Annotated in this window: 19 protein-coding genes; 13 read left to right on the forward strand and 6 right to left on the reverse strand. The window is 65.3% G+C overall.

Annotated elements, in window-relative coordinates:
- The first annotated feature begins 3 nt into the window (after window positions 1–3).
- The 4 genes from hisB (at window position 4) to hisF (ending at window position 2,869) form a co-directional block, all read left to right on the forward strand.
- Window positions 4–597, forward strand: coding sequence for an imidazoleglycerol-phosphate dehydratase HisB (gene hisB, locus BM046_RS09215; RefSeq protein WP_090538809.1), 594 nt, complete (start codon window positions 4–6; stop codon window positions 595–597).
- Complete coding sequence (gene hisH / locus BM046_RS09220; protein WP_090538810.1) at window positions 598–1,236, forward strand: imidazole glycerol phosphate synthase subunit HisH; 639 nt, start codon at window positions 598–600, stop codon at window positions 1,234–1,236.
- Between the two features lie 106 nt (window positions 1,237–1,342).
- Window positions 1,343–2,077: a 1-(5-phosphoribosyl)-5-[(5-phosphoribosylamino)methylideneamino]imidazole-4-carboxamide isomerase gene (hisA, locus tag BM046_RS09225; RefSeq protein WP_090538811.1), complete on the forward strand. Its 735-nt coding sequence runs from the start codon at window positions 1,343–1,345 to the stop codon at window positions 2,075–2,077.
- A gap of 18 nt (window positions 2,078–2,095) precedes the next feature.
- Window positions 2,096–2,869, forward strand: a complete 774-nt coding sequence (gene hisF, locus BM046_RS09230; protein WP_090538812.1) for an imidazole glycerol phosphate synthase subunit HisF — start codon at window positions 2,096–2,098, stop codon at window positions 2,867–2,869.
- 67 nt (window positions 2,870–2,936) lie between these two features.
- Here hisF and BM046_RS09235 read toward each other — a convergent pair whose 3' ends face one another.
- From BM046_RS09235 to gpmI, 4 genes are all read right to left on the reverse strand, one after another.
- Entirely contained in the window at window positions 2,937–3,872 is a 936-nt protein-coding gene (locus tag BM046_RS09235) for a divergent polysaccharide deacetylase family protein (RefSeq protein ID WP_090538813.1), read from the reverse strand.
- Window positions 3,869–5,152: a S41 family peptidase gene (locus BM046_RS09240; RefSeq protein ID WP_090538814.1), complete on the reverse strand. Its 1,284-nt coding sequence runs from the start codon at window positions 5,150–5,152 to the stop codon at window positions 3,869–3,871. Before BM046_RS09240 ends, BM046_RS09235 begins: the two co-directional genes overlap by 4 nt.
- Before the next feature lie 141 nt (window positions 5,153–5,293).
- A complete protein-coding gene (locus BM046_RS09245) occupies window positions 5,294–6,472 on the reverse strand; it encodes a murein hydrolase activator EnvC family protein (protein WP_090538815.1) in 1,179 nt (392 codons plus the stop codon).
- A 13-nt stretch (window positions 6,473–6,485) separates the two neighbouring features.
- A complete protein-coding gene (gpmI, locus tag BM046_RS09250) occupies window positions 6,486–8,024 on the reverse strand; it encodes a 2,3-bisphosphoglycerate-independent phosphoglycerate mutase (RefSeq protein ID WP_090538816.1) in 1,539 nt (512 codons plus the stop codon).
- A 168-nt stretch (window positions 8,025–8,192) separates the two neighbouring features.
- Here gpmI and BM046_RS09255 point away from each other — a divergent pair, with 168 nt between their 5' ends.
- From BM046_RS09255 to BM046_RS09280, 6 genes are all read left to right on the forward strand, one after another.
- Window positions 8,193–8,615, forward strand: a complete 423-nt coding sequence (locus BM046_RS09255) for a rhodanese-like domain-containing protein (RefSeq protein ID WP_090538817.1) — start codon at window positions 8,193–8,195, stop codon at window positions 8,613–8,615.
- Between the two features lie 3 nt (window positions 8,616–8,618).
- Window positions 8,619–8,873, forward strand: a complete 255-nt coding sequence (gene grxC / locus BM046_RS09260; protein ID WP_090538818.1) for a glutaredoxin 3 — start codon at window positions 8,619–8,621, stop codon at window positions 8,871–8,873.
- An 84-nt stretch (window positions 8,874–8,957) separates the two neighbouring features.
- Entirely contained in the window at window positions 8,958–9,452 is a 495-nt protein-coding gene (gene secB / locus BM046_RS09265; RefSeq protein ID WP_090538819.1) for a protein-export chaperone SecB, read from the forward strand.
- Between the two features lie 103 nt (window positions 9,453–9,555).
- Window positions 9,556–10,071, forward strand: a complete 516-nt coding sequence (locus BM046_RS09270; protein ID WP_090538820.1) for a disulfide bond formation protein B — start codon at window positions 9,556–9,558, stop codon at window positions 10,069–10,071.
- A gap of 108 nt (window positions 10,072–10,179) precedes the next feature.
- Window positions 10,180–10,668, forward strand: coding sequence for a sigma D regulator (rsd, locus tag BM046_RS09275; RefSeq protein WP_090538821.1), 489 nt, complete (start codon window positions 10,180–10,182; stop codon window positions 10,666–10,668).
- Window positions 10,669–10,670: 2 nt separating this feature from the next.
- Window positions 10,671–11,177: a hypothetical protein gene (locus BM046_RS09280; protein WP_090538822.1), complete on the forward strand. Its 507-nt coding sequence runs from the start codon at window positions 10,671–10,673 to the stop codon at window positions 11,175–11,177.
- Between the two features lie 295 nt (window positions 11,178–11,472).
- Here BM046_RS09280 and BM046_RS09285 read toward each other — a convergent pair whose 3' ends face one another.
- Window positions 11,473–11,925 carry a TIGR02444 family protein gene (locus tag BM046_RS09285; RefSeq protein ID WP_177197831.1) on the reverse strand — a complete coding sequence of 151 codons (453 nt, stop codon included), beginning with the start codon at window positions 11,923–11,925 and terminating at the stop codon, window positions 11,473–11,475.
- A gap of 34 nt (window positions 11,926–11,959) precedes the next feature.
- Between BM046_RS09285 and BM046_RS09290 the strand changes: the two genes are divergently transcribed.
- A complete protein-coding gene (locus BM046_RS09290) occupies window positions 11,960–13,873 on the forward strand; it encodes an ATP-binding cassette domain-containing protein (RefSeq protein WP_090538824.1) in 1,914 nt (637 codons plus the stop codon).
- Complete coding sequence (locus tag BM046_RS09295) at window positions 13,870–14,331, forward strand: YaiI/YqxD family protein (RefSeq protein ID WP_090538825.1); 462 nt, start codon at window positions 13,870–13,872, stop codon at window positions 14,329–14,331. Before BM046_RS09290 ends, BM046_RS09295 begins: the two co-directional genes overlap by 4 nt.
- Before the next feature lie 79 nt (window positions 14,332–14,410).
- On the opposite strand, the gene BM046_RS09300 is transcribed toward BM046_RS09295, so the two are convergent.
- Window positions 14,411–14,989: a DUF6436 domain-containing protein gene (locus BM046_RS09300; RefSeq protein ID WP_090538826.1), complete on the reverse strand. Its 579-nt coding sequence runs from the start codon at window positions 14,987–14,989 to the stop codon at window positions 14,411–14,413.
- Between the two features lie 186 nt (window positions 14,990–15,175).
- Here BM046_RS09300 and BM046_RS09305 point away from each other — a divergent pair, with 186 nt between their 5' ends.
- Entirely contained in the window at window positions 15,176–16,405 is a 1,230-nt protein-coding gene (locus BM046_RS09305) for a GGDEF domain-containing protein (protein WP_090538827.1), read from the forward strand.
- The last annotated feature ends 14 nt before the right edge of the window (window positions 16,406–16,419 follow it).

Below are 16,419 nucleotides of genomic sequence, written 5' to 3' on the forward strand. Positions count from 1 at the left end.
GCCATGATGGAGCGCAAGGCAAGTGTCGAGCGCAACACCTCGGAAACCCAGATCAAGGTGGAGATCAACCTGGACGGTACCGGCCAGGCCCGCTTCGATATCGGTGTTCCCTTCCTTGAGCACATGCTGGATCAGGTGGCCCGGCACGGCCTGATCGACATGCACATCGAATGTCGCGGCGACCTGCACATCGACGATCACCACACAGTGGAAGACGTTGGCATTACCCTGGGGCAGGCCTTCGCCAAGGCCGTCGGGGACAAGAAAGGCATCCGTCGCTACGGCCACTCCTACGTGCCCATGGACGAAGCCCTGTCCCGCGTGGCGCTGGATTTCTCCGGCCGCCCCGGTCTGCAGATGCATGTACCCTTTACCCGTGCGGTGGTGGGGCGTTTCGACGTGGACCTGTTCCAGGAGTTCTTCCAGGGGTTCGTCAATCACGCCCTGGTGACCCTGCACATCGACAACCTGCGCGGGCAGAACACCCACCACCAGATCGAAACCGTGTTCAAGGCCTTCGGCCGGGCACTGCGCATGGCGCTGGAGATAGATCCGCGCATGGGCGACCGCATTCCCTCGACCAAAGGCTCGCTGTAAATGGGGTCAGTTGCCGTCATTGATTACGGTATGGGCAACCTGCATTCGGTTGCCAAGGCGCTGGAACATGCCGGTGCCAGACAGGTGCTGGTCACCAGTTCGCCGGAGCAGATCCTGGATGCCGACCGCGTGGTGCTGCCGGGTGTGGGCGCCATCCGCGACTGCATCAGCGAACTGCGCCGGCTCGGTCTGGACCAGGTGGTCCGTCAGCTGGTGGACGAGAAGCCGCTGCTGGGCATCTGCGTCGGCATGCAGATGCTGCTGGAGCACAGTGAAGAGAACGGTGGTGTGGATGGCCTGGGGCTGTTCCCCGGTGGCGTGCACTTCTTCGGCGACGACCTGCAGGAGCAGGGTCAGCGCCTGAAGGTGCCGCACATGGGCTGGAACCAGGTCACCCAGACCATCGACCACCCGCTCTGGCACCGCATCGAGCAGAACGCCCGCTTCTACTTCGTGCACAGCTATTACGCCCGTCCGGGCAAGGCGACGCAGATGGCCGGACGCTGCCACTACGGCGTGGACTTTGCTGCGGCACTGGCCCAGGACAATGTATTCGCCACCCAGTTTCACCCGGAGAAGAGCCATACCAACGGCCTGCAGCTGCTGCAGAACTTCCTGGCCTGGGATGGCCGCTGGTAAGCGGCAGGCTATCGGCTGCAAGCGATAAGCTGGCCGTGCGTTTTATTAGTTTGAAGCTTGCAGCGTGACGCTTGCAGCTTCCCTACACTGAATCAGGAAGGTTGCGATGCTTATTATCCCGGCAATTGATCTCAAGGACGGCGCCTGCGTACGCCTGCGCCAGGGCCTGATGGACGATGCCACGGTTTTCTCCGATGACCCCGTAGCCATGGCCGCCAAGTGGGTCGAAGCCGGTTGCCGGCGCCTGCACCTGGTCGATCTGAACGGCGCCTTCGAGGGCAAGCCGGTCAATGGTGAAGTGGTCACCGCCATCGCCCGGCGCTATCCGGACCTGCCGATCCAGATCGGCGGCGGCATCCGCAGCCTGGAAACCATCGAGCACTACGTGCGCGCCGGGGTCAGCTACGTGATCATCGGCACCAAGGCGGTGAAGGAGCCGGAATTTGTCGGCGAAGCCTGCCGCGCCTTCCCCGGCAAGGTGATTGTCGGCCTTGACGCCAAGGATGGCTTTGTCGCCACCGACGGCTGGGCCGAGGTCAGCGAACTGCAGGTGGTCGATCTGGCCAGGCGCTTCGAGGCCGACGGCGTGTCCGCGATCGTCTACACCGACATCGCCAAGGACGGCATGATGCAGGGCTGCAACGTGGAAGCCACGGCGGCACTGGCCAATGCCACCCGCATCCCGGTGATTGCCTCGGGCGGCATCCACAATCTGGGCGACATCCAGCAGCTGCTCGACGCCCGCGCCCCCGGCATCATCGGCGCCATCACCGGCCGCGCCATCTACGAAGGTACCCTGGATGTCGCCGAGGCCCAGGCCCTGTGCGACGCCCACCAATAGATTCCAGCGGAGACTGACATGAGCCTGGCCAAACGCATCATTCCCTGCCTGGACGTGGAAAACGGCCGGGTGGTCAAGGGCGTGAAGTTCGAGAACATCCGTGACGCCGGCGATCCGGTGGAGATCGCCCGCCGCTACAACGAGCAGGGTGCCGACGAGATCACCTTCCTCGACATCACCGCCACCCATGAAGGCCGCGATACCACCCTGCATACCGTCGAGCGCATGGCCAGCGAGGTGTTCATCCCGCTGACCGTCGGCGGTGGCGTGCGCACCGTGCAGGATATCCGCAACCTGCTCAACGCTGGTGCCGACAAGGTATCCATCAACTCTGCCGCGGTATTCAACCCGGACTTCGTCGGCGAAGCCGCCGACCGCTTCGGCTCCCAGTGCATTGTCGTGGCCATTGATGCCAAGCGCGTCTCCGGTCCCGGTGAGGCGGACCGCTGGGAGATCTTCACCCACGGCGGGCGCAAGCCCACCGGACTGGATGCGGTGGAATGGGCGAAGAAGATGGAAGCCCTGGGCGCCGGCGAGATTCTGCTGACCAGCATGGATCAGGATGGAGTGAAGAGCGGCTACGACCTGGGCGTCACCCGGGCCATCAGCGACGCGGTGGGCGTGCCGGTGATCGCCTCCGGAGGCGTCGGCAACCTGCAGCATCTGGCTGACGGCATCCTGCTGGGCGGCGCCGATGCGGTACTGGCCGCCAGCATCTTCCACTTCGGTGAGTACAGCATTCCCCAGGCCAAGGCCTTCCTCGCCGAACAGGGCATCGAAGTCAGGCTCTGAGCGCCCTGCCTGCGGCTTCGCCTGCTCTCCGGGCGAAGCCGTTCCCTTCCTTCCCTGCCCTGGGCGGTCAGCCGCCGCGTCCCAGCAACTCCTCAACACTGACCACCTGCACGCCCTCGATGGCCGGCAGATCCTCGGTCAGCCGCCGCTCAAGGTAGTCGATGGTCTGCGGATAGGGATGGCCGATCATCACCGCCGTGCCGGTACGCCGGGCAATCGCCAGTGCCTGATCGAAGGCCTGGCCAATGGCCTCCGGGGTGCGCTGATTGTCGAGAAACACCTGGCGGGATAAATGGGGCACACCGGCCGCACCGGCCGCGATGGCCGCCTGGGTCTGCGCCGTGGTCCGACTGTCGATGAAGAACAGTCCGCGCTCGCGCAGTACCTGCATGACCCAGTCCATGGGCTCGCGCTCGGCAGTGAGCCGACTGCCCATGTGGTTGTTGACCCCGCGCACCCCGGGCAGGCTGTCGAGGTTGCTGCGCAGCTGCGCCTGCAAGCGCTCCCGGGACATGCCGCTGTACATGCCACCGGGACCGATGGACAGACCCGCGCCGTTCTCCATGGGTTGATGCAGCAGCACGGTGCGCCCCGCCGCCACCGCCTCCCGGGCCAGCTGCTCGGCAGCCAGCGTCTGCGGCAGTATGGCCAGGGCCACGGGCTGCGGCAGGGCAATCAGGCGTCGTCCCTGGCGCAGATTGTGGCCGACATCGTCGATGATGATGGCTACCGCTGGAGTGCTGTCCTGAGGCTCGGCCGGCTCGGGAACCGGGAAGGGAGTTTCCGCCACTTCTGGCAGGGGCTCAGGATCCGGCGGCGTCAGTGCCGGCCGTTCCAGCTCCAGCCAGCGGGAGCGCAGCTCGTGAAAATCGTCCACCAGGGGCTCGCCGGCCGGCAGCTGCAGCTCAGGTTCGGCGATATCGGGGTCAGGGGCGGGGGGATCCTGGGGTTCACTGCAGGCTGCCAGCAACAGCGCCAGCAGCCCCGCTATGCATCTCTTCATTGACGACGGGTGATGTTGAGCCCCTTGAGCAGGTTCAAGGCCTGATTGAGCTGGTAGTCCGCGTCGCGCTCGGCATTGGCACCGGTGGCCGGGGTGCGTACTGTCGGGCGCTCCTGCCCGTCGCCGTTGCCGTTGTTCAGATGCCCAAGCAGATCGGCCTCGCGGTAGCTGACCTCATCCGCATCCCGGGTCAGCTGGGCGCGCTGCACGACGATATCCGGCTCTATGCCCTGGGCCTGGATGGAGCGGCCGTTGGGCGTGTAATACAGTGCGGTAGTGAGCTTCAGCGCACGGTCGTTATTCAGTGGCAGCACCGTCTGCACCGAGCCCTTGCCGAAGCTGTCGGTCCCCATGATCACCGCCCGACGACGGTCCTGCAGGGCGCCGGCAACGATCTCCGAGGCAGATGCCGAGCCGCCATTGATCAGCACCACCAGGGGCACATCACCGCCGGGGTTGGCGGCCGTGGCATTGAAGCGCAGCTCGCTGTTGGGCAGCCGGCCCTTGGTGTAGACGATAAGGCCGTCGCTGAGGAAGGCATCGGCCACCTCGACCGCCGACTGCAGCACGCCGCCGGGGTTGTTGCGCAGGTCCATGATCAGCCCCTTGAGTTCGCCCTGCTCCTTGAGCGTGGCGAGACTGCGGCGTACCTCGTCTCCGGTATTGTTCTGGAACTGGGTGATGCGCAGGTAGGCGTAACCGGGCTCCAGAGTATCGGTGCGCACGCTGCGCACGCGGATGACTGCCCGCTCCAGTTCCACATCGAAGGGCCGACCGGCGCCGCGCACCAGGGTCAGGGTGATCTTCGAGCCCGCGGGACCCCGCATGCGATCGACCGCATCCATCAGGCTCATGCCCTTGACCGGATGATCATCGATCTTGACGATCAGATCCCCCGGCTCGATGCCGGCCCGCGAGGCGGGGGTATCGTCGATCGGCGAGATGACCTTGATGAAGCCGTCCTCCTGCCCCACTTCCAGTCCCAGACCGCCGAACTGGCCGGTGGTGGTGTCCTGCAGGCCCTGGAAGGCCTCGGGTTCGAGGTAGGCCGAGTGCGGATCAAGCCCTTCGAGCATGCCGCGGATGGCATTTTCCAGCAGGGTGGCGTCGTCCACCTCCTCCACATAGGAAGTACGGATCCGCTCCAGTACCTCGGTGAAGGTACGCAGCTCGTTCAGGGGCAGCGGCGCCGCCGGTTCCCGCTCCTGAGCCAGCGCCGGTGCACCGGCCAAGGCCACAAGCAGTCCGACAGTGATGGATAGATCACGCACAGCGGCCATCAAAACTCTCCCCGTCATAACACCCCTGAAATGTATCGGCAGACTGCCGCAGTGCTGGGATCCCGCTCTCCCTGATCACAGCTGGCTTGCTCGAGTATCGCTAGCAGCATGAACGAGGAAGGCGGTTTTTTCAAAGCATTCTCAGCGTGGCAGCATACACCAGGCGGCCGGATCCAGTGGCTGGCCGCGATGGCGAATGGAAAAATACAGCGCCGGCTCACCCAGGCCGCCACTGTTTCCGACAGTGGCAATGGCGTCCCCGGGCTGAACCCAGGTGCCCACCTCGTGCAGCAGCGTCTGGTTATGGCCGTACAGGCTCAGATAGCCGTTGCCATGATCCAGAATCAGCAGAAGTCCCGAGCCGCGCAGCCAGTCGGCGAAGACCACCCGTCCGCCGTGAATGGCATGTACCCGCGTGCCCTCCGGCGCGCCGATCAGCAGACCGTCCCACTTGAGCCGCGCGTCGCTGCCGCGCTGGCTGCCGAAGCGGGCGCGGATCTGGCCATTGACCGGCAGTGGCAGCTTGCCCCGCGCCTGGGCAAAGGGCAGGCTGCCGGCCGGGGTGGGAATGCTGGTGATGGCCTCGTCCAGCTTCTTGATCAGCGCGGCCAGCTCGGCTCGCTCCGCTTCACGCTGGTTGACCTCCTGCTGCTGGGTGCGCTGGCGTTCGCGCAGACTCGCGAGAATGGAGCTGCGCTTGTCCCTTTCGCTTTCCAGCGCTGCCTGGCGCTCGACCAGGGCGGCGCGATCACGCTGCAGCGCGGTCTGCTGCTCGGCGATGCTGGCACTGGCCTGGCGGATCTGTTCGATGGTCTGGGTGTAGCGATTGATCTCTTCCACGCGGGCGCGGTTGAAATCCCCGTAGTAGCGCATCATGCGGGCAATGCGCGCCGGGTCATCCTGGTTGAGCAGCACCTTCAGGTAATCCTGCTGGCCGGCGCGGTGCGCCGCACGCAGCTGGCGGGCGATCTGTTCCTGCTGCTCTTCCAGCGCCTGTTGCAGGGCGGCGGCCTGACTCTGCAGGTCGACCAGTCGTGCCTCACCATCGCGGATCTGCTGCTCGATGCCGCCGGCCTCGCGCCGCAGCCGGCCTATCTGGCTTTCGCTGTCGCGCAGCTCCTTCTCCAGCCCGGACACCTCCTGCCGAAGATTGCCGAGCATCCGCTTGAGCCGGTTGATCTCCGCCTCGGTCTGGCGCAACTCCGCCCGGGCCGCTTCAGCATCGGGTTCGGCGTGGGCCGGCGCAGCGGCCAGCCACAGCAGGACGAACGCCGCTGCACAGGCAACGGCGCGACATCCGGCACTGGCCAACCAGCCCATGCAGCGAGCCTGCTCAGTCTTGCAGGGTGAGGATGGAGCGGCCGGTCATTTCCTGCGGCTGCGGCAGTCCGAGCAGGGTCAGCACGGTGGGGGCCACGTCGGACAGTATGCCGCCTTCGCGCATGGTCACCTTGCGCGGACCGACATAGACGAAGGGCACGGGCTCGCAGGTGTGGGCGGTATGCGCCTGCCCGGTGCTGGCATCGGCCATCTGTTCGACGTTGCCATGGTCAGCGGTGATCAGCGCTTCGCCGCCGACCTTGTGCAGCGCGGCCTCGATGCGGCTGATGCACTGGTCCAGGCATTCCACGGCCTTGACCGCGGCCTCGAACACCCCGGTATGGCCCACCATGTCGCCGTTGGCGTAGTTGACGATGATGACGTCGTAACGCTGCTGCTCGATGGCCTCGACAATGCGGTCGGTAACCTCGGGGGCGCTCATTTCGGGCTGCAGGTCGTAGGTGGCCACGCCGGGCGAGGGAATCAGGATGCGCTCTTCGCCTTCGAAGGGCTCTTCCCGACCACCGGAGAAGAAGAAGGTGACGTGGGCATACTTCTCGGTCTCGGCGATGCGCAGCTGGGTCTTGCCCTGTTTGGCCAGGTATTCGCCCAGCACGTTGTCCAGCGTCGAGGGCGGGAAGGCGCAGGGGGCCGGAATGTCGGCGGCATACTGGGTCAGCATCACGTAACCGGCCAGCTTCAGCTGGCGCTGGCGGGTGAAGCCGGAGAAGCTCGGCTCGACGAAGGCGCGGGTCAGCTCACGGGCCCGGTCAGCGCGGAAGTTCATGAAGATCACGGCATCGCCATCTTCCACCCGTACCGGCTCGCCGATCACTGTCGCCTTGACGAACTCATCGCTCTCGTCCCGGGCGTAGGCGGCCTTCAGGCCCTCGGCAGCACTGTCGGCCCGGTACAGGCCCTGCCCCTCGGTGATCAGGTTGTAGGCGGCCTCTACACGGTCCCAGCGGTTGTCCCGGTCCATGGCGAAGTAGCGACCGATAAGGCTGGCGGTGCGACCCTTGCCCAGGCGCTGGTAGGCCTGCTCCAGCAGAACCAGGGAAGGCTCGGCGCTGCGCGGCGGGGTGTCGCGGCCGTCGAGGAAGGCGTGCACCTGGATCTGCTCGGCGCCGCGGCGGGCAGCCAGCTCGACCATGGCGACGATATGGTCCTCATGGCTGTGCACCCCACCCGGCGATACCAGACCCATGATGTGCACCGCGCGACCGGCGGAGACGGCCTGGTCGACGGCGGCGCAGATCGCCTGGTTGTCGAAGAATTCGCCGTCGGCAATGGCCTTGGTCACCCGGGTGAAGTCCTGATACACCACCCGACCGGCACCCAGGTTCATGTGGCCGACCTCGGAGTTGCCCATCTGACCATCCGGCAGCCCCACATCCATGCCAGAGCCGGAGATCAGCGTCCGCGGCGCGTTCGCCCACAGGCGATCCCATACGGGCGTATTGGCCGCCATGATGGCGTTGGAGTCCGGTGACTCGCTGTATCCGAAGCCATCCAGAATCATCAATACCACGGGTTTGGGAGCTGCTGTCATCCGATTACTCGCTGTAGTAGAAGAGGTAAGGGAAACCCCTGCCGGCGGTGGCAGGCATGCCGGCAAGTTTACTTGGCCGGCGTCGGCGTGTCATGCCCGGTGGTAGTACTGCAGCCGGGATCGGCTGTGTATACTGGCGGGCTTTACTGGTCGCGGAATGATACCTCCATGCAGTTCGTACAACACCTTATAGAGTTCATAGCCAATCACTATCTGCTGTCCGGGGCCTTCCTGGTCGTGCTGGTACTGCTGATCGTCACCGAGGGCCGCAAGGCCGGCAAGGCTCTGACCTCCCAGCAGGCCACCGTCCTGCTCAACCGGGAAAATGCCGTGCTGGTGGATATCCGTCCCAAGAAGGACTTCGCCGCCGGGCATATTGTCGATTCGATCAATATTCCCCTGGACAGTTTCGCCACTCGCATGGTCGAACTGGACAAGCACAGGGAAAAACCCATCATTCTGGCCTGCGCCAACGGCCAGCATGCCGGCGCCGCATCCAAGCAACTCAAGGCTGCCGGTTATGCCAATGTCAATCGGCTGGCACATGGAATCAGTGGTTGGCGCGCAGACAACCTACCTCTGGTCAAATAACCCATGGCAGATATCACCATCTACAGCAGCGACTATTGCCCCTTCTGCATCCGTGCAAAGCAGCTGCTGAACAGCAAGGGCGTGAACTATCAGGAAATCGTCGTTGATGGCAAACCCGCCGTTCGTGCCGAAATGGCCCGTCTGGCCGGGCGCACCTCGGTCCCGCAGATCTGGATCAATGACACCCATGTAGGCGGATGCGACGACCTGATGGCACTGGATCGCTCTGGCAAACTCGATAGAATGCTGGCAGGCTGACTGCCCTGATCACTCAGGAAATCCGCTCGGGGCCAAGGGCGCCTTGTGGATTTTCCATACCACCGGCACCAACAAGGACTGAACATGGCTGAAGAGCAACAGAACAACACCGCCGCCAATGGCGCCAACCAGCCGCAGGTACAATTCGCCCTGCAGCGCATCTACGTGAAGGACCTGTCCTTCGAGTCGCCGAAGTCCCCGGCGGTATTCCAGAGCCAGTGGAACCCGCAGGTCAGTCTGGATCTGAACACCCGTCACAGCCAGCTGCAGGAAGGTATCCACGAGGTGGTGCTGAGCCTGTCCGCGACCGTGACCAACGGCAATGACGAAGTCACCTTCATCGCCGAAGTACAACAGGCCGGTATCTTCGCCATCAACGGACTGGATGAGGCGTCCATGCGCCACACCCTGGGCGCCTTCTGCCCGAACATCCTGTTCCCCTACGCCCGCGAAGCGATCGACAATCTGGTATCCCGCGGCAGCTTCCCTCCCCTGATGCTGTCGCCGGTCAACTTCGATGCCCTGTTCGCCCAGGCCGAGCAGCGTCGCATGGCCGAAGGGCAGCAGGCCGACGCCTGATCGCCCACACCGCCGGCCGGGTGCCGGCGGTGTACCCACGCTTGTCAGCCGCCTGCGGCTCATCTAATGTATTCCGTCGCTCATCCAGCCACCGGACCCACGCATGACCCTGCCTGCCTCACGCCCCCTGTATCTGTTTGCCTTCATCGTCTGTGTACTGCTGCTGGCAACCGCCTATTACATGGAATACGTGATGGAGCTGCTGCCCTGTCCGCTGTGCCTGGTGCAACGGGCGGCATTCCTTCTCATCGGCCTGACCTGCCTGGCCGCAGTGCTGCATAACCCCCAGCCCCGTCCGGGTCGCCACCGCGCCATTGCCGCCCGTGCCTACGCCGTGGGCGTGACCCTGCTCGCCGCCTTCGGTGCCGCCACCGCCGGTCGCCAGGTCTGGCTGCAGCACCAGCCTTCGGATCAGCTGCCCTCGTGCCTGCCCAGCCTGGATTACATGATCGATGTACTGCCGGTGTTGGAGATGCTCACCCTGCTGTTCAGCGGAACGGCGGATTGCGCCAAGGTCACCTGGACCTTCCTCGGTCTGAGCATCGCTGAATGCACCCTGCTGGCCTTCATCGGTTTTGCCCTGTTCGGTCTCGTCCAGCTGGTGCGCAGCGAGGACTGATACTGGCACTATGCCCGCTTGATACCACCTGCCGGACTGACCTATTCTGTCGGATCCATGGGAACAGCAGTCCCGATCCCGGGCTCACAAGGCAAAACGAGGTGGATCATGCTGGAGAAATACAAGAATGCCCAGGAACGCTGGGGCGGAGTCGACAGGCTCATTGACCGCTGGCTGGCTGATCGAAAGGAACTCGTGGACCAGTATATTGCGCTGCGTGACCAGACCCATGAGGGTCGCAGCGTTCAGGAACAACTCAACCTCTTCTGCAGTGCCCTGCTTGATTACGTGTCAGCAGGGCATTTTTCCGTCTACGAACAGTTGGTGCGCGGCGCCGAGGAAGCCGGTGACGACCGGGCGCTGGAGCTGATGGCTCGGGTCATGCCGCGGATAGAGACCATCACCCAGTTCGCCGTGCTGTTCAATGACTACTACGGGGCCAGGACCAAACGCGTGCTCAAGGAAGATGTCATGCGCTCACGCCTGCTCAAGATGGGCGGCCTGCTGGACGAGCGCTTCGAGCTCGAGGACTGCCTGATCGAGGTTCTGCACAATGCCCATCGCCAGCCCCAGCAGGCGACTGCGACGGTGGGGTGACCATGGCAGAGCAACGCAAATCACCGGCCGCCCCGGTGCCGACTCCCCTGCACCTGCTCCAGGGGCTGACCCGGACGCTGAACGAGCATCTTGCCGAGGCCTGTCAGCGGGCCGAGGAAGATGCGCAGAAGGTGCTGGACAAGCTGGCGCAGAAGCGTGCCCGTCTCGATGAGAAAACCGCCCAGGCCGAGGCCCGACTGGCCGAGGCTCGGGCCAGCGGTGGCAGTACGGACAAGCTGGAAAAGCTCGACGGCAAGCTGAGCGAACTCAGGGAGCAGCTGGCCGTCGTCGCCCAGGCCCATGATGAAGCGCAGAGCTATGCACGGCAGCTCAACAGCGATGTGCGCCAGACTCTGCGCCTGGCCAAGGGACTGGCGCGGATTGATGCCCAGGCCGGCCAGGCCATCGAAAAGCGCAACAACCCGACCGCCACCACGGAAAAGCGCCCCTCCTCCCGGCGATCCCGCGGTCGTCGCAACAACGACAGCGAACCCACCCCCGAACTGTAGGAACAGCGCCCCCGCTGCGAACGGCGTGCACAGCACGCCCCAGGGCCAACCCCTTCGTTCCCGGGGCGGGGGCTCCTACAAAACCAGCGCAAGCCACCCCACACCCCACCACCCGTAGGAGCAGCGCCCCCGCTGCGAACGGCGTGCACAGCACGCCTAGGGCCAACCCCTGCGCCCCCGGGCCGGGGGCTCCCACAAAACCAGCGCAAGCCACCCCAAACCCACCACCCGTAGGAGCAGCGCCCCCGCTGCGAACGGCGTGCACAGCACGCCCAGGGCCCGGAACGGAGGCCCCCTAGAGGCTACCCTGCCCAAGCCCGACCGCGACCCGCTCCAACTCCTGCGTCGGCGCTTCGGCACCCAGACTCAGGTGTTCGCCGACAGTCCGCATGCCCGCGGCGGCCAGGTTGCGCCGCTCACACAAGGCCTCAAGCACCCCGAGCTGCTGCCACTCGGCTGCCAGCTCACAGGCCTTGACCTGCTCGTACAGGCTCCGGCAGGCACTGTCGCCGGCCAGGCGCCGGCGCACCTGGCGCAGCGGCACTATCACCTCATCCCGCCAAGGTTGCTGCACGGCCTTCAGCTCGCCCCACAGAGCGGGATCGGCTTGCAGTCCATGCGTGCCCAGCCAGCAGGCGGTCAGCAGCAACAGCACATCCTCGCCGTGCTCATCCTGCAGCCCCAGCAGCAGCTCCTGCACCCCCGGCTGCGCATACAACCAGCCGGCGTAATCGGTCAGGCCGGTCATCGCTTGTACCCTCGACGCTGATATACTCCGCGCCATGATAAAGATCGAATCCCTGACCCTGCAACGCGGCCCCCTGCGCCTGCTGGAAAACGCCAGTCTGACCCTGCACGCCGGTCAGAAAGTCGGCCTGCTGGGCACCAATGGTGCCGGCAAGTCGAGCCTGTTCGCCCTGCTGCTCAGGCAACTGACACCGGACGCCGGTGACTGCTCCCTGCCGCCGGACTGGCGCATCGCCCACATGCGTCAGGAAATAGATGACCTCCAACGCCTTGCCGTGGATTACGTGCTCGACGGTGATCAACGGCTGCGCCAGATCCAGCGCCAGCTGGCCGAGGCCGAGCAACGCCAGGACGCCACTCAGCTCGGCACCCTCTACGCCGAACTGGAGGCCCATGGCGGCTTCAGTGCCGACAGCCGCGCCCGCACCCTGCTGGCCGGTCTGGGCTTCACCCCGGATCAGTGCGAGGCCCGGGTCGGTGACTTCTCCGGGGGCTGGCGCATGCGCCTGAACCTGGCCCAGGCACTGATGTGCCCGTCAGACCTGCTGTTGCTCGACGAACCGACCAACCATCTGGATCTGGACGCCATTCTCTGGCTGGAAGACTGGCTGCGCAGCTACCCCGGCACCCTGCTGCTGATTTCCCATGACCGGGACTTTCTGGATGCGGTGGTGGAGCACATAGTCCACGTCGAATCACAGAAGCTGACCCTCTACCGTGGCGGTTACAGCCAGTTCGAACGGACCCGTGCCGAACGCCTGAGCCAGCAGCAGGCCGCCTACGAGAAGCAGCAGGCCCAACGCGAGCACATGCAGAAGTACATTGCCCGGTTCCGCGCCCAGGCGACCAAGGCGCGCCAGGCCCAGAGCCGACTCAAGGCCCTGGAGCGCATGGAACTGCTCGGCCCGGCCCATATCGACTCGCCCTTCAGCTTCAGTTTCCGCGAGGCCGACAACCAGTCCGACCCGCTGCTCGACCTGACCGGTGGCACCCTGGGTTACCAGGGCAAGGCGGTGCTGGAACAGGTGAAACTGCGTCTGGCCCCCGGGGCACGGATCGGCGTACTGGGGCCCAACGGCGCTGGCAAGTCCACCCTGATCAAGACCCTGGCCGGCACCCTGCCGCTGATCGCCGGCGAGCTCAAGACCGGTGAACATCTGGCCATCGGCTACTTTGCCCAGCACCAGCTGGACAGTCTGGACCCGCAGGCCAGCCCCTTGCTGCATCTGGCACGCCTGGCGCCCCAGACCCGGGAGCAGGATCTGCGCAACTTCCTCGGTGGCTTCGATTTCCATGGCAGCCGTGCCGAGGAGCCCGTGCTGCATTTCTCCGGCGGCGAGAAGGCGCGACTGGCCCTGGCCCTGATCGCCTGGCAGAAACCCAACCTGCTGCTGCTCGATGAGCCGACCAACCACCTGGACATGGAAATGCGCCACGCGCTGACCCTGGCGCTGCAGAACTTCGAGGGCGCCATGCTGCTGGTCTCCCACGACCGTGCGCTGATCCGGGACACCACCGATGAGCTGTGGCTGGTGGCCGATGGGCGACTGCGCGTCTACGAGGATGATCTGGACAGCTACACCCGCTGGCTCGCCCAGTTCCGCCAACAGCAGAACAGCGCCGGCGCCCCCGAGCCCACCCCCTCCACGCGCATCGACCCCAAGGCCCAGCGCCGCCTGGCCGCCGAGCAGCGCCAGCGTCTGGCCCCGCTGAAGAAGGCAGCCGACCGGCTGGAGCAGCAGCTGGACCGCGCGCAGCAGGAAATGGCCGGCATCGAAGCCGAACTGGCGGACAACGACCTCTACACCGACAGCCAGCGCGATCGGTTGAAGACCCTGCTCGCGCGGCAGGCAGCCTGCCGCCAGCAGATAGATGAACTGGAAATGCAGTGGCTGGAGGCCCACGAGGCAATGGAGCAGCTGCAGGCCGAACTGGCGGAGACACCATGACCCTGTGGATAGACGCGGACGCCTGCCCGCGCCCGGTGCGTGACATCATGCTACGCGCTGCCAAGCGCCGGCAGCTGCAGCTGGTGCTGGTGCTGGTGGCCAACAGCTCGCTGGGCCTGCCGCCAGCCCCGGGCGTGCGCCAGGTGGTGGTACCCGGCGGCGCTGATGTCGCCGACCTCTATATCATCGAGCACGCCGAGCCCAATGATCTGGTGGTCACCGCGGACATTCCCCTGGCGGACGGGCTGGTACGACGCAATATCACCGCCATCAACCCGCGCGGCGAAGTCTATGACAGCGGCAGCATCGGCGAGCGACTGGCGGTACGCAATCTGATGGACGAGCTGCGCGGCGCCGGTCTGGCCGGTCGCGGCGGCCCGGCACCCTACAGTGACAAGGACAAGCAGGCCTTCGCCAACGCGCTGGATCGGCTGCTGGCCAAGGGACTGGGCAAGTAGCGCGTCTGCCAGGGTGCAGCGCACCCGCGCTACGCCTCCCCCCATCATCAATGGCGCCGCCCACATTTCAGGGCGCAAATCAGGGCGCGAATGCCTCCTCATCCAGCTCGCACAGACAGGCCAGGGTGTCGTAGCGGGCCGCAGTGACCGCGCGACCTGCCAGCAACGCACGCAGTACCGGCTCGATAAAGCTGCTGTCCTGATTGCAACTGGCGCCGTCGCTGTAGGGCCCTACATAGGCCAGCTGGCCGCTGGCATCCCAGATGGCGACCGATGGACCTCCTGGCCAGTCGGCCCAGCTGGCGGGCAACCGCCAGTGGGGCAGCTCGCCGAGCACATCGCCACGCCCCCCGGGCAGACTGCCGGCCCGGGCGAACCGCACCCCCCGGGCACTGAAGCGCTCGGTCATCTCGCGGATATAGGCTTCATGCCCGGCATTGCAGGGGCAGCCACTCTGCCACACGTGTACCACCTGAATCTGCCCGGCGGGAAACGGCCCGGGCACCTGGTCGCCGGCAAAATAGGCCGGCCGCTCGAATACCTGCCCGTGCCGCCCGTCCATCCACCACCATGCCCAGACCAGCCCCGCAGCCCAGACCAGAGCCAGGCTCCACAGCAGCCGGCGACGCCAGTCAGCCATGCCGGTTTGATTTTCCATTGCGATCCCCGCCTGCCCTGAGCCTATAATGGCGCAGTGCCATAAAAGTTGTATGCCAACCTCCGCACATCCTGCGCAGGTGATGCTTTTCTCCGCTGCACGCGCAACATAGTCTTGTCGGTCACGCTGGAACTGCTGCTCCGACGCTGCGCTGCCCCATGGAGTCGGACAAGGACTATCCGCACCATGCATACAGAGTTGAACACATATTCCCTGGCCCTGGCGCTGGTGCTGGTGACCCTGGGCATGACCCTGGTGCTGATCATGGCCGCCTGGCATTCCGGCAGCGAGAAAGGTCTGCGTCACTGGGCACTGGGCAACCTGGCCCTGACCATGGGTCTGGTATTGAACATCAGCCAGGGGCTGCTGCACCACAGCCTTTCCCAGATTCTTGCCGCCGGGCTCATGGCCCTGGGCCTGGGGGTGATCTGGCTGGGAGTACGTGCCTTCAAGGGCGCCAGCCAGCCACAGGCCGGGCCGCTGATGGCTGCGCTGCTGATCATGTCGCTGCTTGCCTGGTTCCACTACGTCGACGACAACCCCGCAGCCAGGCAGGCGAGCGTCGGCGCCTGCCTCGGTGTGCTGGCACTGCTGTCGGCACGGGAGCTGCTGGTCCCGGCCCGCGCACCATTGCGCCGGGCCTATTGGTTCACCGGCGGCATCATGCTCCTCAGCGGTGTGGGCCTGCTGCTGCGCGCGGCACTCAGCGCCGGCGACACCCAGATGGTCGGGGCCGACAACCAGGGACTGCAACATGCCACCCTGCTGGGCGTGATGGTCGCCCAGATCGGTATGGCCGGCGGCTTCATCCTGATGACCCATTACCGCACCATGATGGCCCTGCAGCGCCTTTCCGAGCACGACGCCCTGACCGGCACCCTGAATCGGCGCAGCATGCTCGAGCAGGCCCGTGCGGTGCTGGAAATAACCTGCCAACGGGGCCTGCCAGCCACCCTGCTGATGGTCGACGCCGACCATTTCAAGCGGATCAATGACGAATTCGGACACCAGACCGGGGACGCGGTCCTCTGCCATCTGGTCAGCCGCATACGCCATCACATGCGCTCCGACGATCTGCTGGGCCGCTTCGGCGGGGAAGAATTCGTACTGCTGCTGCCCGGCCTGGACGCCAGCACCGCCCTGGATGTGGCCGAGCGCATCCGCCAGGCGGTACACAGCCACACCGACATCATCTCCGATCAGGCAATCACCCTCAGCGTCAGTGTCGGCGTCGCCGGCACCTGCACCCACGGCCACGATTTCGATGCGCTGATCGCCGCGGCGGATTCCGCGCTGTACCGGGCCAAGGCGATGGGGCGCAACCGCGTGGAGGTCAGCACCGAGTCCGGTGACGAGCTGCGCGACAACCTGGCCCTACGTTTACTCTCCCAATTCCGTCATAATCTCGACGTCTGAGGAAGAGCGGCAGC

Origin of the sequence: Halopseudomonas formosensis (assembly GCF_900115905.1) — a bacterium.
GTDB classification, from domain to species: Bacteria; Pseudomonadota; Gammaproteobacteria; order Pseudomonadales; family Pseudomonadaceae; genus Halopseudomonas; species Halopseudomonas formosensis.

What these genes read in the sequence shown, in the direction of transcription:
- BM046_RS09235 (WP_090538813.1), bottom strand. Translation starts at nt 3,872, where the DNA reads ATGAAGAGATGCATAGCGGGGCTGCTGGCGCTGTTGCTGGCAGCCTGC.
- rsd (WP_090538821.1), top strand. Translation starts at nt 10,180, where the DNA reads ATGCTGGAGAAATACAAGAATGCCCAGGAACGCTGGGGCGGAGTCGAC.
- grxC (WP_090538818.1), top strand. Translation starts at nt 8,619, where the DNA reads ATGGCAGATATCACCATCTACAGCAGCGACTATTGCCCCTTCTGCATC.
- secB (WP_090538819.1), top strand. Translation starts at nt 8,958, where the DNA reads ATGGCTGAAGAGCAACAGAACAACACCGCCGCCAATGGCGCCAACCAG.
- BM046_RS09240 (WP_090538814.1), bottom strand. Translation starts at nt 5,152, where the DNA reads ATGGCCGCTGTGCGTGATCTATCCATCACTGTCGGACTGCTTGTGGCC.
- BM046_RS09255 (WP_090538817.1), top strand. Translation starts at nt 8,193, where the DNA reads ATGCAGTTCGTACAACACCTTATAGAGTTCATAGCCAATCACTATCTG.
- BM046_RS09290 (WP_090538824.1), top strand. Translation starts at nt 11,960, where the DNA reads ATGATAAAGATCGAATCCCTGACCCTGCAACGCGGCCCCCTGCGCCTG.
- hisF (WP_090538812.1), top strand. Translation starts at nt 2,096, where the DNA reads ATGAGCCTGGCCAAACGCATCATTCCCTGCCTGGACGTGGAAAACGGC.
- hisA (WP_090538811.1), top strand. Translation starts at nt 1,343, where the DNA reads ATGCTTATTATCCCGGCAATTGATCTCAAGGACGGCGCCTGCGTACGC.
- BM046_RS09305 (WP_090538827.1), top strand. Translation starts at nt 15,176, where the DNA reads ATGCATACAGAGTTGAACACATATTCCCTGGCCCTGGCGCTGGTGCTG.
- BM046_RS09280 (WP_090538822.1), top strand. Translation starts at nt 10,671, where the DNA reads ATGGCAGAGCAACGCAAATCACCGGCCGCCCCGGTGCCGACTCCCCTG.
- BM046_RS09285 (WP_177197831.1), bottom strand. Translation starts at nt 11,925, where the DNA reads ATGACCGGCCTGACCGATTACGCCGGCTGGTTGTATGCGCAGCCGGGG.
- hisH (WP_090538810.1), top strand. Translation starts at nt 598, where the DNA reads ATGGGGTCAGTTGCCGTCATTGATTACGGTATGGGCAACCTGCATTCG.
- gpmI (WP_090538816.1), bottom strand. Translation starts at nt 8,024, where the DNA reads ATGACAGCAGCTCCCAAACCCGTGGTATTGATGATTCTGGATGGCTTC.
- BM046_RS09245 (WP_090538815.1), bottom strand. Translation starts at nt 6,472, where the DNA reads ATGGGCTGGTTGGCCAGTGCCGGATGTCGCGCCGTTGCCTGTGCAGCG.
- BM046_RS09270 (WP_090538820.1), top strand. Translation starts at nt 9,556, where the DNA reads ATGACCCTGCCTGCCTCACGCCCCCTGTATCTGTTTGCCTTCATCGTC.
- hisB (WP_090538809.1), top strand. Translation starts at nt 4, where the DNA reads ATGATGGAGCGCAAGGCAAGTGTCGAGCGCAACACCTCGGAAACCCAG.
- BM046_RS09295 (WP_090538825.1), top strand. Translation starts at nt 13,870, where the DNA reads ATGACCCTGTGGATAGACGCGGACGCCTGCCCGCGCCCGGTGCGTGAC.
- BM046_RS09300 (WP_090538826.1), bottom strand. Translation starts at nt 14,989, where the DNA reads ATGGAAAATCAAACCGGCATGGCTGACTGGCGTCGCCGGCTGCTGTGG.